Source organism: Sphingomonas sp. 1F27F7B, assembly GCF_005503355.1.
Taxonomy (GTDB): Bacteria; Pseudomonadota; Alphaproteobacteria; order Sphingomonadales; family Sphingomonadaceae; genus Sphingomonas.
Window position 1 is genome coordinate 23105 of the sequence record NZ_SCMK01000037.1, and the last position, 14359, is coordinate 37463.

The 14359-nt window shown below is 58.1% G+C and carries 7 protein-coding genes and 1 pseudogene; 5 read left to right on the forward strand and 3 right to left on the reverse strand.

All coding sequences use genetic code 11. From position 1 onward, the window contains the following. The first annotated feature begins 217 nt into the window (after positions 1 to 217). The 5 genes from FFS08_RS22215 (at position 218) to FFS08_RS22235 (ending at position 9574) form a co-directional block, all read left to right on the forward strand. Positions 218 to 982, forward strand: coding sequence for an ABC transporter ATP-binding protein (locus tag FFS08_RS22215; protein ID WP_171012772.1), 765 nt, complete (start codon positions 218 to 220; stop codon positions 980 to 982). Beyond that, the gene (locus FFS08_RS22220; protein WP_137864665.1) at positions 979 to 3567 is read left to right on the forward strand and encodes a CPBP family intramembrane glutamic endopeptidase; all 2589 of its coding nucleotides are present in this window, start codon (positions 979 to 981) and stop codon (positions 3565 to 3567) included. The genes FFS08_RS22215 and FFS08_RS22220 overlap by 4 nt, the downstream gene beginning before the upstream one ends. A gap of 835 nt (positions 3568 to 4402) precedes the next feature. After that, positions 4403 to 7105 (forward strand): hypothetical protein, encoded by a 2703-nt coding sequence (locus FFS08_RS22225; protein WP_137864666.1) that lies wholly within the window; start codon positions 4403 to 4405, stop codon positions 7103 to 7105. Next, positions 7102 to 9066: a hypothetical protein gene (locus FFS08_RS22230; RefSeq protein ID WP_137864667.1), complete on the forward strand. Its 1965-nt coding sequence runs from the start codon at positions 7102 to 7104 to the stop codon at positions 9064 to 9066. Before FFS08_RS22225 ends, FFS08_RS22230 begins: the two co-directional genes overlap by 4 nt. Beyond that, a complete protein-coding gene (locus tag FFS08_RS22235) occupies positions 9050 to 9574 on the forward strand; it encodes a hypothetical protein (RefSeq protein WP_137864668.1) in 525 nt (174 codons plus the stop codon). The genes FFS08_RS22230 and FFS08_RS22235 overlap by 17 nt, the downstream gene beginning before the upstream one ends. Positions 9575 to 9682: 108 nt before the next feature. On the opposite strand, the gene FFS08_RS22240 is transcribed toward FFS08_RS22235, so the two are convergent. From FFS08_RS22240 to FFS08_RS22250, 3 genes and pseudogenes are all read right to left on the reverse strand, one after another. Next, positions 9683 to 11050: a site-specific integrase gene (locus FFS08_RS22240; protein ID WP_137864669.1), complete on the reverse strand. Its 1368-nt coding sequence runs from the start codon at positions 11048 to 11050 to the stop codon at positions 9683 to 9685. 151 nt (positions 11051 to 11201) lie between these two features. Further along, positions 11202 to 11861, reverse strand: a pseudogene (locus tag FFS08_RS22245) (ATP-binding protein); the annotation flags it as partial. Between the two features lie 603 nt (positions 11862 to 12464). Then, positions 12465 to 14359: RHS repeat-associated core domain-containing protein (locus FFS08_RS22250; protein WP_137864670.1), on the reverse strand; the 1895-nt coding region annotated here is incomplete at its 5' end.

Consider the following 14359-nt stretch of genomic DNA (forward strand, 5'->3'; position numbering starts at 1 on the left):
AACTTACGTCCGCTCTTGAGCTGAATGCGACTTGGCCCGAAGGTCCGATAGGAGGGCGCAAAGCTGCCTTTGCCGCGTTGCGCTTGCCGAGCCCTTTGATCTAGCGAAATTTAGATTGCTAGCTAACCTCTTCGCATTAACCCTTCCCCGAGGATCTGCGTGTGGAAGGACTGGCGGTGGGACAGATTTTGAGGGGCCATTCAACTCCATGGAGCAAATGCAACCTCTTCCGGACGCAGCTACCCGGCGAGAGATCGTCGTTGTTCAACACGCCAGCAAGAGCTTCGGCGACAAGCTCGCATTGGACGACGTGTCGTTCGGCATACCAAGCGGCCAGATCTGCGGCTTGCTGGGGCCGAACGGCGCCGGCAAGACCACGCTCTTCCGGCTGCTGATGGGGATATTGAAGGCGAGCTCGGGCGACCTGAAGGTGGCTGGGCTCGATGCCTTCGAAGACCGGGTCGAAGTGAAGAAGCTGATCGGCTTCCTGCCCGACGAACCCGTTTTCTATTCCTATTTGTCAGGCCGCGAGTTGCTGGAATTGAGCGCCGGCATGCACGGCCTCGATACGGAAGCGGCAATGGACCGGACCTGGCCTGTCGCCGAAAAACTCAGGCTAGCGGACGATCTCGACAATTATGCCGAAGACTATTCGCGAGGCATGAAGAAGAAGCTCGGCCTGCTGCTCGCCATGCAGCATCAGCCACGCCTCCTGGTGCTCGACGAGCCGACCAACGGACTGGACGTCGAATCCACGCACCTCTTCTACGACCTGATCCAGGAAGTCGCGGCCGCCGGCACCACGGTACTCTTCTCGACCCACCTGATGGATCACGTGGCCCGGCTATGCTCGCATGCCGTGATCATCCGTGACGGGTCGCTGATCGCCAAGGGGTCGCTTGCCGAACTGATGCAGCTCCATGGCGACGAAAGTCTGGAATCGCTGTTCCTGAAGCTCACGGCGCGACCGCAGGGCGCATGAATAACGGCTCCGCGATCGGCTTCTGGCGGACAGTCGGCCTGTTGCTCATGGCGTCACGACGGCGCTCGAGCGGCCGCCATCGACGCCAGCAACAGCTGCTCAACAATCGCTCGGGCCGCGAGGCAACCAACTGGGGGGCGCTGGGCACAATCCTCGGCGTCCTGCTCATGGCGTTTCTGCACGGAGCCGCTGCGGTTTCGGTTCAGTCCGCGGTCGAGGCTAGCCAGGCCATTCAAACCAAGCGGCAGGGCAAGCTCGTCGTCAGCAGCTGGTTCATGGACGAAGTGAAGCTGCGGGCGGAGGAACGCGAAGCCGGAGAAGAACCCTCCCCCGATATCAGTGATGGCGATTATAGCCTGGAAGCCAAGGAAGTCGTGGAGCGCAACGGCGGTGACCAGGCCGCCACAGAAAAACGGCTCCGCGCCACGGTCGCCGCTGCGGACAGTAGTGAGCTGACCTCCAGCGACAATGCCGAACCGGGGCTCTCGAACCTCGCCAAGGCAGGACCGGTCGGCATGATCCTCGGATCCATCGTCCTGCTCTGGTGGTTCGCGATGCTGATTTGCCAGGGCGAGGGGCTGGAACTGGATCTCCAACGCCGGCGTCACCCGATGTGGGAATGGCTTCTTAGCCATCCGATCGGGGCCGGCGCAGTCTTCTTTGCCGAGATGCTGGCGCCCTTGTCGGCCAATCTCACCTATTGGACGGCACCGATCTTCACCGGAATCCTGTACGGTGCCGCGCAAGGACCATGGGCCGGCTTCGGAGCCGCGGCTCTGGTCGGCATTCCCGTGACCATTGCGGCGGCATGCGTCGGCAAGGCCCTGGAGATCGGCGCAATCCTGCGCTTGCCGGCCAGGAGCCGGGGCGCGGCGATCGGGATATTGAGCTGGTTCGGCTATGCCTCGCTGGTCTCGATTTTCTTCAGTATCGGGCTCATGCCGCGCATCGCGGCGGCGCTGAGCCTATGGCTGGGGCCGGCGCCCCAGGCCTCCGTCCCGATCCTGGGCCTGTTCCTTGGGCTCGGCCAGGACGGGGAGTTCTCCTTCCTGCGCGGCATGGTTTTTTGCTGGGCGACTAGCGCGGTCCTGGTGGCCGCATCCGTGGTCTTCAGCGCCCGGTCGGTCCGCAACGGCTTGAGCGGCGCCTTCGCTTCCGACACCTTGCTCTCGCGCCCGAGAAAGCGGGCGCGGTTCGGGCGCGATCCCCTCTTCCGCAAGGAGTATCTCTGGTTCGTTCGCGACCGAAGCGCGATCGTGCAAGTGATCCTGATCCCGGTCACGGTCGCCGGGTTTCAGCTGTTCAACCTTCGCGGCATCCTCAGTCACGCCGCGGACTCCTGGTACTACCTCAGCGGGGCCGCGATCTTCTTCGGCACTTATTTCCTTTGGATCCTCGGCCCGAAATCGCTGACCTCGGAAGGTGCCGCGCTATGGATCGCCCTGACGTGGCCGCGCGGGCTCGAAGGCGTGCTAAAGGCCAAAGCCTGGCTCTGGTCGATGATCGCCTCGGGCCTGGTCGTGGCGGTCCTGTTGGCATCGTGCTGGTTCTTCCCGCATGATTGGTGGCGGATCGCCCTGGTCGCGATTGGCTGGTTCTTCTTTGCGCGCAGCATGGCCGAAAAATCGGTCACGCTCGTCACCATCGTCTCGGATTCCGGCGAAGCCGAAAAGGTTCCTGCAGGGCGACGTTGGGCCGCACAGCTGGGGATGCTAACCTTCGCCATCGGCATCTCCACGCAGCAATGGAATCTCGCGATCGTCGGCATTGTCTATTCCTGGATAACCGCGGCTGCGATGTGGGAGAATCTGCGCGCGCGGCTTCCCTATCTGTACGACCCATGGTCGGAGCAGCTCCCCCCGCCCCCGACGCTGATGCACGCCATGGTGTCGATCAGCATCCTGATCGAATGCGCCTCGATCGTGACCGGTGTGGTGTTCGCGTTCGGCGGCAGGGAAAGCCTCGGGATCGCGCAAGGGCTGGGATATGCGGTCTGTGCCGTCGCGGTATCGATCGGCGTGTCCAATTTCCTGTCCCGGCGCGACGTCCCCCCTGCGCAAATCTGGCGCTGGCAGGGATCCGCGCCCATCCCGCAAGACGAGGAACAGCCGGAGGGAATGTGGCCGTGGATGCGCCGCTACCTGGCGGCAGACAGGGGCGAGCTTCGCTGGTTCTTCTATGCGGTAGCGGCGGGTCTGACGCTGGCCCTGCTCGCACATTTGTACATCGCGGCGATCGAGCTCATTCCGTCGATAGCCAAAGCCACCGAGGCATCGAGGCTTCAGATGGACAGCATTCCGGGGATGGCGACAGCCTATGCTGTCATCGCGATAGCCTTCGCGCCCTTCGCCGAGGAATATCTATTCCGCGGTCTCGTATTCCGGACGCTCGACCGGCAATGGGGAGGATGGAAGGCGGTGCTTGGCGCTGCCGCATTCTTCGCCATCTATCACCCGCCGCTTGCCTGGCTACCTGTCGGCTTAGTTGGGGCTGCCAATTGTCTGCTCTTCAAACGCTCCGGACGGCTGGCGCCTGCTGTGCTGCTCCATATGACTTATAATGCTGCGGTGATCCTGTGGACCTAAAGCCTGCCCCATGGGCGCGCAGCACAATCTGCACAGCAACATCGTAGAGATCGGCGCAACATACACCGAGAAACGCGGGCTCGCGGTAGAACACGACCTTCGGGCGCCTGAATGAACGGCCGCTTTCAGGATCGCGCGTGATCCGATCGAGTGTCCGAGATTGGAGCGCTTAGCGGCCGATCAGCGCCCTCGCATGGTCTGCGTTGAGGCAGTCTTATTTCACGGATGAGGCACTTTTATCCGGGCTCAACACCTTGCTCACGCGAACCGTGCCTCGGGCTCGGCTAGCAGAGCGCGTGCGGCCGCATTGTGCCGCGGCGGTTCCGCTCAGATCGATCCGAACCACCAAGCGGCCGCTTCAATTGACCCACCGGCTATACCTAGCTGGAGGAGATGCCTCGCAAGCGGACGATAATGCTCGGCGTCATAAACATCCGCGATCCACTTTGAAGATGCTCCACGCCGTCGTTCCAGCATTGAGTTGGGCTTAAAGGTCACGTGCTGGCTGCTGCCACAGAATATCGTTTCGTCTCCATCCATCCTGCAAGAAGGCCTCAGCCGGGCCCGCAAGATCAAATAGTTACCTATCTACCGCTGCCGTTTGGTTTCGATCCCGAGAATGCCTCATCCTGCAAATTATTGCGCAATATCAAACACTTGACATCACATTTGCACAGTGCTCTGCTGACATCTATCCGTTCGCGACAAGGTCAATATGGATGGCGAGGCGCGCAAAAGTTACCGCCCCAGGATGCCTCAAAGTCCAGGCACACGTTTCCCGGGCTCTCGGTAAGCGAACCTTGCGAACACCCCCGTCGTCGATAAGTATCCGGTTGTGAAGCGCCGCGACGTACTCGACTTCGGCGAACTAGCTCCGCCGACCGTCAATCAAATTGACCCAAACTATTTTGCGGTCATTGATACGGATAATCTAGTACTAACTACCACGATCGATGAACGTACCACGCGCTGGCACTATGCATCGTATTCACGAAAAAATCTCGCGCAAGAGATAATCCTTGTATTCTACCACATGATAAACAGCGGAAAGTACTTCCGAAAGCACACGACTTTTCATAGTTACAGATTGACCATTGGAGGCATCTTGTCGAGCATGGACAAGATCGATCCAGAGCAACAGATCCAGTCTGTTGCGCAACTGGATAGAACCTTTCTGGATTCCATGGATCAACCTGCGATGTCCGTGTCGCAGTGGAGCAAGCTGTGTATTTTGATCGTCGTGCTTCGTGCGGCCAGAAAGATGAGCCCCCATGCAGTCGCAGCCAACCTAACAGACACAACTCTGGGCGACCGGCTTGCTTACACTAGCCGCTACCAGAAGCCCGCCACGAGCCCCAGGGACGCTTACAGCGCCTATGTGACTCGCCAAATTCAAGAGGCTGCTAAGGCAGAAATCGGGCCGGTCATTGAGCGGGTTCGCGGCGGAGCTGCCCGCCTTAAAGACCTGCAGAAGCCTCACGTCAGCCAGCCTGCTATCTTGTCGCCTGCTGACAGAACCCTGCTTGATTTGGCGCAAGGTCGCCCTGTCGCACCAGCGGTATTCTCCAGGTATCTCCGAGACGCTCGGTGTACTGTTTTGACATTCCGAAGTTACATCACTGGAGCGGACATCGGCGATGACGCGATAATCCATGCATCTCATCTGATCGCGAGCGGTTGGACGAAAGACGATGTTCGCAAAGAACTCAGGATATCGCGCAGAGTGCTGGACGCAATGTTTACACATTGTCCAGAGTTTTTAGATCGCCTCTCACGATATGAGACAGAATCTGTCGCGGCCGTTGTGGATGGCACCAAGCGACGCCGGGCCGAAGATGAGGAACTTTGGGAAGCGTCGATACCACCTGTTCAGATCGGGGACGATATCGACAAACCAACGGAACTTTGGCGCAGGCAAGAGGACCAACTCAGGCGTAGGTTGCACGTACTGCGTATATGGGACGACAAGGGGATCCCACTATCGAGGTTCGGCGATCTGAGTTTTGGGGTCAGGAGTATTCTAACTTGGGAAGAGCCCGTCTTCGGGATCGCCCCGCTGAATCGAAATTTTTACACCTACCGGAGAGCGCACCCAGAGTCGATGATGGACATTACTACTGTAGCGCGATCCCTTACTGCCCGCTACGGGAAATATTTCCGCCAAGACCTGGCTAAGAAAACTGCCACTAAGGTCCTCGAGCTCGAGAGAATCCTTCTTCAAGAAGACTGGAGCGCCTTACCGCCGAATTTCCACTTTTCGTTTACGGGCTGGCTGCAATGGGACGATCCATCGCGATCGATACATAAACTTTCTTCGAGTGGATTATTTGTCAACGATAAGAGGTATGGACCGATAGCTAAACGGGCAAAAGAGCTCCTCCGTGCGATTGAATTGAAATACCGCGCACTTAGATCTGAACCTGCGCGACACGCGGCACCGCTGGTAGATATTATGCGTCCAAGCGAAGTCGCGCGCATGCTATGTCCGACAATGGACGAACTCACACCTTTTATGGCCATTCTTGGCCTAATATGCCAAATAGACTATTCATCCTTGAAGACATTGCGACGGGACTGCCTTGAAAGCTCCGCGAACGGATACGTAAATATTAAGTATCGTAAGTCACGTGATAATGATCGTCTCTATACACAACGAGAGCGAGATGGAGGAATTGACACCCCGGGCGGGCTAATTCGTCTGATTTTAGAGCTGACGGAGCCCGCTCATATCGCCCTAAAATCTTCTGGGGACCGCCATCAGGATTATCTTTGGCTCGCGAGCTATAGAGCTGGCTTCAGGCTGTGCACGTTTCAACATCCCGTCCGGCATCCGTGGTGGAGATTTTGTGATCGCAATATTATCATCTCTGATGATGGGAAAATGTTGGATGGCCTAGAGCCGTCGAGATTTCGTAAGACCGTCAAAGCGCATAAGTACACGAAAAGCGGCGGTGATATCTTTGCACTGGCGGATGATCATAGTTACGCCGTTGCTCGCGATCACTATGCCAACCTCCCTTCTCTTGAAGAACTGCACGACGAAGCTGTGGTAAGCGGACTAGGGCACGCCCTGGCCGACGCCGCAGCAAGAGTTATCGCCGGCAATGAACCACCTTCAAAGCAAGCGGCGCGGTTGAGCGAGGCAACTGGGCAGCCCTTTGCATCTTGCTTGGCGGCGATCCAAGGATCCGAAGACGTTTGGCTTGCGGGGTGCGTATCCTTCCATAGCAGCCCGTTCGGCTTGCCAGGGGAAGCGTGTCCGGCGCCTTTCAGCGAGTGTCTTCATTGTAACAATGGCATCTTCACATCACGCAAGTTGCCAAACTTGCTTCGCTACGCGTGCATACTCAGAGAGCGGCGACAAACCGTTCACGAAGATGTCTGGCGCACCATTTACAAGCCAGATCTGGACCGAATCGAACTCCAGATTCTTCCGCAATTTACTGCCGAGCAAATCGCGCGAGCCACGACGGTCATTCATGGGGCTGCCGATCACGATCCGCTGTTTATGCCCCCGTCTGTCGGGCTGACCTCATGAACAGCCGCCTAGCTTGGCAAGAGAATGCATTTGCGGATCATCGGCGCATATCCGACGATCTGCCGGTCGTGCCTGAGTATCGCCGCGTCTCAGAAAAGGAGGGGCTCGCGCCCCTCTCGCTCTTTCGCGACGATGAATGGGACCTGGACGTTGGCATTCACGCGCCCAACGTGGGCATGTCGTTGCGTAAACTGGATTTTACCGGGCACAGTGAAGATTTTCGTGAATTCATAAAAGCTTATGCTTGGTGCCTTATGAATTTCGACCACGCAGGCGTCCCAGGAAATCTAGAATCTTGCCCCCCGAATCGACTGAAGAAGAATCTCCGTTGGATAGAGCGCTATTGCGCGTTCATGGCTGAACGGAACCTTCAGATTTCGTCGGTTTCAGATGATGACAACGATGCTTGGATGGCGATGTTCAAAGAGCAAAGCTATTCGCAGCGTGTGCGGGCCGCAGCCGTGCCGCGGCGCCTTTTCATCTACCGGCCCTGGCTACCCTTTGCTGTCTCGACGGTCATGCCCTGGAAAGATCGGCAGCCGTGCGAAGTACTAGGACCACCTCCCATCGGCGAAGTGAACGCCACATCTCGCATCCCTCGCGCGATCATCGATCCAATGATGAAGTGGGCCCTATTCTATGTTGAAACTGCAAGCCAAGACATCTTCCGATTATTAAAGTTACGTCGTGATCGCAGAAGACCCGCAAACCCGGCGGGTTGTCCGTCCTTTGAATTCGAAAATATACCTGGGACGGGTGTAGCTTGGCGTCGCCTTAGTGAGCCCTATGAGGTCGATCTCGAAGCTCAATATCTAACGACTGCGGCATACTTGATCACCGCCTACCTGTCAGGAATGCGCGACTGCGAAATTCAAACGATTAAACGAGGTGGTTGGCGCATAAAGCGAGATGAGGACGGCACCCCATATCGTTTTTTGGTAGAGGGTGTGGCGGCGGCGAAGGGGCGACGAAAAGCTCGCGCGCGATTGTGCGACCGCAGGCGAACGTGGATTGTCCTCCCGGAAGTCCACCGCGCGCTGGAAGCTCTCACTATGCTCCGGGAGATTATGCTGTCGATCCATCCGGATCGACTTGGTGCTCGAGACACCGATCTGATCTTTCGCCGGTTCAAAGACCTAAAGACGGACTCCGTGGCCTTGCTGGACTGCTCCGGGCCATGGCTCAACGCATTTCAGACTCACGTGAACCGCCTGGCCGCTAATGCACTTGAGGGAGCGGGCATGCCCGCCGACCGCGACCTCATCCATAATCTTTACCGGATTCCTTCGACTGACGATGGTCAACACTGGCGGTGGAGCACTCGACAGCCGCGTCGTACGATCGCTTGGTATATCGCCAATGAACCTTTCGGAACGGTGGCAGGCATGCGCCAGTTCGGACATGTGCGGGAAGTAACCTTTGAAGGTTATGCTGGCTCCGTTGAGGCCGGATTTCGGGATGAAGTTGAAGCCGCGCGTGCCGCGGGGAAAATGCGTGACCTCATCGACATGTACACCGACGTCAAAGCAGGCGCCCGTTTAGGCGGCCCAATGGGAGCCAAACTCGAGGCCGATTTCCGGCACATTGCGGAGGTACTTGGAGATCTTCCAGGAAAAGTGGTCGACGAGAAGCGGCTGGCACAAATGCTCAAAAACGTCGCCCGTGAGGTTTATCCGGCGCTGATAAACGACTGCTTTTTCGACGCCGCCACGGCGCGGTGCCTCAAGCGGCCGGAAGTTAAGTCACTTCAAAAGCCATACTTTGCCCAGTGTGACTGGACGAAATGCCCAAACAGCTGTTTCTGGCGGAAGCACAAGCCAATGATTGAACGGAGTTTAGCTGAGGCGGTCGAATACCGGAAGCGACCTAGAATATCGAAGAATCAGCGCCTGGCGCTCGACTCTGTCATAGCCCAATACAGGCGCGCGCTCAAGCAGACCCAAGATGACAGTTCGTCGTAAATCAGAAATAGCGGTCTGCGAGGCCATCCAGCGACTGGTTTCCGGCCAACCTATCCGCGCCGAAAACTGCATGCTCGTCGACCTCAATCTTGCGATCGAGGCGGGCGTTTCGAGGGCAACGATGTATCGGTCTGAGGCCATGCAGGATTGGCGAAAAGCAAAAGAATCAGCCGTTCGCCGGGCCATTATCGTCTTAAAGCACCGGGCAGTTGATAATCCGAGTTTAGTGCTCACTGATGCCGATCTCGTGCGTGAAGCGATGGTCGAGCGTGCTGCACTACGGGAGTTCCCGAAATTTCAAGCGGAATGGCAGGCTGTCAAAGACAATCAAATGTGCCAGCTTAGCATAGAGCGCTCAGACCCCGATCGGGTGATCACCTCACTCGTATCGACCATCTATGGTCTCGCCCTAGCCTTGCGGCGTAAGGACGAGATCATTCAGGTACAGGCGAAACAATTGGAGATTGGCTCAGGTAAGATTGCAGCATTTCCGCCTCGTAGGCTATAATGACAGAATCTACACGTCCTGTCACATCGGTGGCACTCGCGCCCCGCCTGGAGGATGACTGCCACCCCAGCTGAGGGGCTGACCCACTCGAGATTTGGCGAAGGCTGCTCAGCTGAGAACAGTATCCCACTCGCGAATAGCGCGATCAACAAGTTCTTGATTATCTTCAACGAACTTCAGGTATTTGTATGTTGTCGCGATACTACGATGCCCAAGCCGGCGCTGAAGTTCTCGGAGGGGATCTCCCACGAGGCGGTCGAACACCTCGCCCCTACGATCAAGTAGTCGGCTTTTATGCCTGATCTCAACTAGGCCTCTAAGCTGGAAGTTGAGCTGATGCACGGCGAAGGTATGGCGCAGCACGTGGGGAACTACGTGAATTTCCTGTCCCGTCTTGCTTAGAACGCGTCCGCACGCCGCGGCAAAAGCCGCTTCCCATGCCCGCCGCGAAAGGGCGAATCCCTGCTCCGATAGCCATAAGGCGCCGACGTCCACAACTCGATATCGGTTTCCCGGTTCGAGTTGAACCTCAATGAGCTTAGTCCGTTCCTCCATGGTGAACCGGTCGAAAGGGATTAGGCTTTTAACTTGGCTTCCAGCAATAATTCTGGCCTTCGCGGGAGTCTCGCGCTGGAAGAAGATAAACCGGCTTTGAAATGGAAGATCTTTTTCTCGATATATCGAGGAAGGAAAATAGCGTTTCAAGGTCTTGCCAACGATATTGGACCGTTCTTCATTAATGTACGGCTCTATGAAGTCGCGACAAACGCGCTTCGAATAGAGGATGTTTCGAGCTTTCCGTCGCTTTGTTATCTGGGGCGAGAGCCCCAACTCCACAGAGAAACTCGTCCCGAAGCTTCGCAGCGCTGGGAGCTCATATCGAAGCAGCAAGCTGCTCTCGGTACATCGAGCACCAGTTGTCACGAGGAATTCGGAGAAAGCGACATTGCGCAAAGGGCTGCGCGGCGCGGTGCCCATCCCTATGCGTGAGAACGTCAGATAATCAGCCAGACAGATCATCCGAACTCGGTCATCCGACTCGTAGCTTGCGCGGAAGGTGCTCCATTTCAACTCTTCGCAGGAAATTTTTAGATATCGAGCCAGTTCCAGGAGCGCAGCGCAGACCTTGTTCCAAGTGTTGGGTTGCAGTCTAGATGTACTAGGCCCTTGCAGTCTCAGCGCGCGATAGCTCCAGAAATCTGCCTCGCTTGCAGTAGCGAGGTCTTTGCCGCGGCTACGCAAGTAACGAGAAAAGAGGTTGGCTTCACGTGCATAGGTTTCTGCCGTCAAAGGAGACCTTTTTATCAACCTCATACGCGCGGCGAAGTCGGTGAGTCGCTCGTCCAGTTCCCATCTATCAGTGAGTAATATTGGAGTCAGTTCTTGAACGGCGTAGTGGTCTAAGGCTGCTAACGCCTCGTCGATAATATCGAGCGGACAGATATCAATGTCGAGTGCGTGAATTGCCGCGTTCAAGTCAGACCGTCTAAGCAAGACCATGGGCATGCGACACAGACTATCAGATTAGGCCGGGCCATGAAGGTGCCGCGGTTCCGATTGGCGCGACAATCCAACATCCAACCGCATTGGACTAGCAAGGTGAGACCCCGCACAATCTTTTCGTAGAACCCAGATGCGCCAGGCTCACTTCGCCCGGCTTCACCCTGAGCCCGCCGCCGGTGAGCGCCGCCATCGAGGCCGAATGGTGCGGGCTGCGGAACGGGCGCGTCCGCGTCAGCCGCCCGCCCTGCAGCGCGCCCGCCACCGAAGCGACCATCGACACCTCCAGCGCCTCGGCGGCATCGAGCGGCGGCAGGATGCCCGGCAGGCAGGAGGCGAGCAGCGACTTGCCCGCGCCCGGCGGCCCGCACATCAGCAGGTTATGCCCGCCCGCCGCCGCAATCTCGAGCGCGCGTCGCGCCGTCTCCTGCCCCTTCACCTGGGCGAGATCGGGCCCCGGCACGCGTTGGTCGACCATGCCGGCCGCGGGCGCGGGCAGCAGCTGGTTGCCCTTGAAATGGTTGAGCAGCGCGATGAGGTCGGGTGCGGCGACCACGTCCACCTGCCCCGCCCAGCTCGCCTCCGGCCCCTGCGCGGCGGGACAGACCAGTCCCTTGCCCGCCTCGGCGGCGTGGAGCGCAGCGAGCAGCACGCCCGGGCTCGGCGCGATCCGCCCGTCCAGCGCCAGCTCGCCGACCACGACATAGCCGGACAGCGTCTCTGCATCGACCACGCCCATTGCTCCGAGCAGCGCCAGCGCCACCGCCAGGTCGAAATGCGAGCTTTTCACGTATTGCCCAAAACCTATCATATCTTGGTCCCTAGGGCCTTCGGTTTACTGACATCCGCGATCTTGCTTGCCAGCGCTGGTGCTTGAGCAGCACTTCGCTTGCGAGCGCGTGGGCCAACGGATGCGGAGCCGGTCGCGCTTGGAGGGGGCGCACAGCAGGCGATCGACATCCATGAAGGCGAGATGGTTGGTGCAGCCGGAAGGTCTATTCAGCAAGTCGCTTTCCGAAAATGATACTCTTCCTGCTCTTCCGTATAGAACGTCAGCTGGCTTCCCGATATCCTGATTATATTGCCAGGCTCGTGATGAACTAGCTGCAAGATGCCCCTTTTGTCCACTTTAGGAACGGCTCCTGGGCTCAGGTTAAGCTGATTTCCGAGATTTGTTCTGCTAAACCTTACCAGGAAGCGTTCATCCGACTCACCATTTACGCGAATATCGTTCTTACCCAAGACGATTGTTTGCCCGCTCGTCGATACATAGCAACCACGCGCCTCTAGAGGAGTGCTATTGTCGTGAGGCATTAGAATAGAGGTGACTATAACGATCGCCACGCCTACGAATAATATTGCACCAATGCCTTTTATGACTTCCTGCGCGCTATTTGGCATAGCTACACCCATATATGATAGTCCGAGAAGCAGTGAATGAGAACGCTTTCCCGGGCGCGTTAGCTGATGCCGATCCACCAGTTAATCCCGAGAAGGACTGATTAGTTGATATCGATAACGATCCGACGCCAACTCCCCCTGATAGGTTGAAGCTCATCCCGACGAAGTTTTGTATGTCCGAGTAGAAGTTAAACACGGTAGCACCACCGCCGACATCGAAACCTAGTCCCGCTCCTACCGTTCTGTAGTACCCAGAAACTTTGCCGTTTGCAGAATCAAATTTCCCAAAACTAACTTGAGCACCTGCGCCTGGAAGGAAAGAGCCATTGAGTGATTTGGCGACCACCGCGCCACCGATGTCGAGCGCGCGCTGGCACGACTTATCCGCATCTCTGTTTTGCGCCCTTTGCGGCGGCGGGTCTTTTCTCGGCGCCGGCGCCCCGCCGCCGCCGCCACGGTCAGTCTCACGTGGAGCTACCGGATCATCGCCCCAATCGCACTTGGCCCTTGAAAGCATCGCGCCGCCATAGCCATCCAAGCGCGAGGCACTCTCGTAGTACTCAGTGTAACAGCGTAACAATCCACTGGGGTCGGTAAAATTGATCGGGTCACCGCCGACATAATTATACAGATTCATCCCAGCCTGGTACCCGATGGGATCGGTCTGCAGGAAGCGTCCCAGGGTGGGCGAGTAGATGCGTGCCTTGTAGTAATACATGCCCAGCTCCGACAGCCAGGCCTGGCCGGTATATTGAAAGCGCCCGATATTGCCGGCGGCTGGGATGCCATATTCGTCATAGCTGTTGACGCCGATGACGTTGCCCGAGCTGTTAGTCACCGTAACGACCGAGCCGCGCTCGTCGGCATGCAGCCAGCGCCGGTCGCTCGTGCCCGAGCCTTCGTACCACACCAGCGCCTCATCGGCACTGGGGCCGAACACATAGCGCCGCAGCACGCTGCCGGCGGGATTGGACACCTCCGCTGCCATGTTGCCGCCGTCATAGACGAAGCGCGTCGAGGTGCTGGTGTCATATTCGGAGAGCCGTCCCAGCGCATCGTAATAGAGCGTCACGCCAGGCCCGGACTTGAGCAGATTCTCCGACGAATAGCCGTAGCCGGCACTGCCCGAACTGGTCAGGTTGCCGCGTCCGTCATAGCCGATGCCGGTCGGGCCCGCGGTCGTGGCCTGATTGAGGCCGTTGATCGTATAGCCGCGATCGACATTATAGTGCCCGTTCCACGCATAGGCATCGTTCGAGCGGGTCTGCGAAGTGATTTGCCCCGCCGGATTGTAGCTAAAGCCATGCGTGAAATCATAGGCGCTGCCGGCCAGGTCCTGGGCGAGCGAGGCGAGGCGAGAGACGCTATCATAGCTGTAGCTCGTGCTGGTGCCGTTGCCCCGGGCGATACCGGTCCGCCGACCGAGCTGGTCGTAGCTGTAGCTTGCCAGCACGCCCACGCCCGAGGTCGCGCCATTCTCGCGGATCGCGGTCATCTCACCGGTCGTCAGATAGTCGTAGTCGACATAGAAGCCGTCCCACCAGTTCATCCGCGCGCGCCGGCCGGCAAGATCATACTGATAGCTGATCGTGCCGAAGGGCTGTGCCTCGCTGGTCAGCCGGCCCAGCGCGTCATAGCCGAAGCTGTGCGTGATGTCGGGGCGCACCAGGCTCGTCACCTGGCCGAGCAGGTTGTAGCTGTAGGTCACGTCGGGCTCGCTGCCCGGCAGATCCTTCAGCGTCACCCGGTTCAGATTGTCATAGGTGAAGCCGATCACCTGCCCGTCGCGCAGGCGGCGCGAGGTGACGTTGCTGGCCGCGTCATAGCCGAGCTGCTCATAATCGCTGCCCGAGCTGGTGCCCGAGCCGGCGGTGGTCACCGGGT

What these genes read in the sequence shown, in the direction of transcription:
- FFS08_RS22235 (WP_137864668.1), top strand. Translation starts at nt 9,050, where the DNA reads ATGACAGTTCGTCGTAAATCAGAAATAGCGGTCTGCGAGGCCATCCAG.
- FFS08_RS22220 (WP_137864665.1), top strand. Translation starts at nt 979, where the DNA reads ATGAATAACGGCTCCGCGATCGGCTTCTGGCGGACAGTCGGCCTGTTG.
- FFS08_RS22230 (WP_137864667.1), top strand. Translation starts at nt 7,102, where the DNA reads ATGAACAGCCGCCTAGCTTGGCAAGAGAATGCATTTGCGGATCATCGG.
- FFS08_RS22215 (WP_171012772.1), top strand. Translation starts at nt 218, where the DNA reads ATGCAACCTCTTCCGGACGCAGCTACCCGGCGAGAGATCGTCGTTGTT.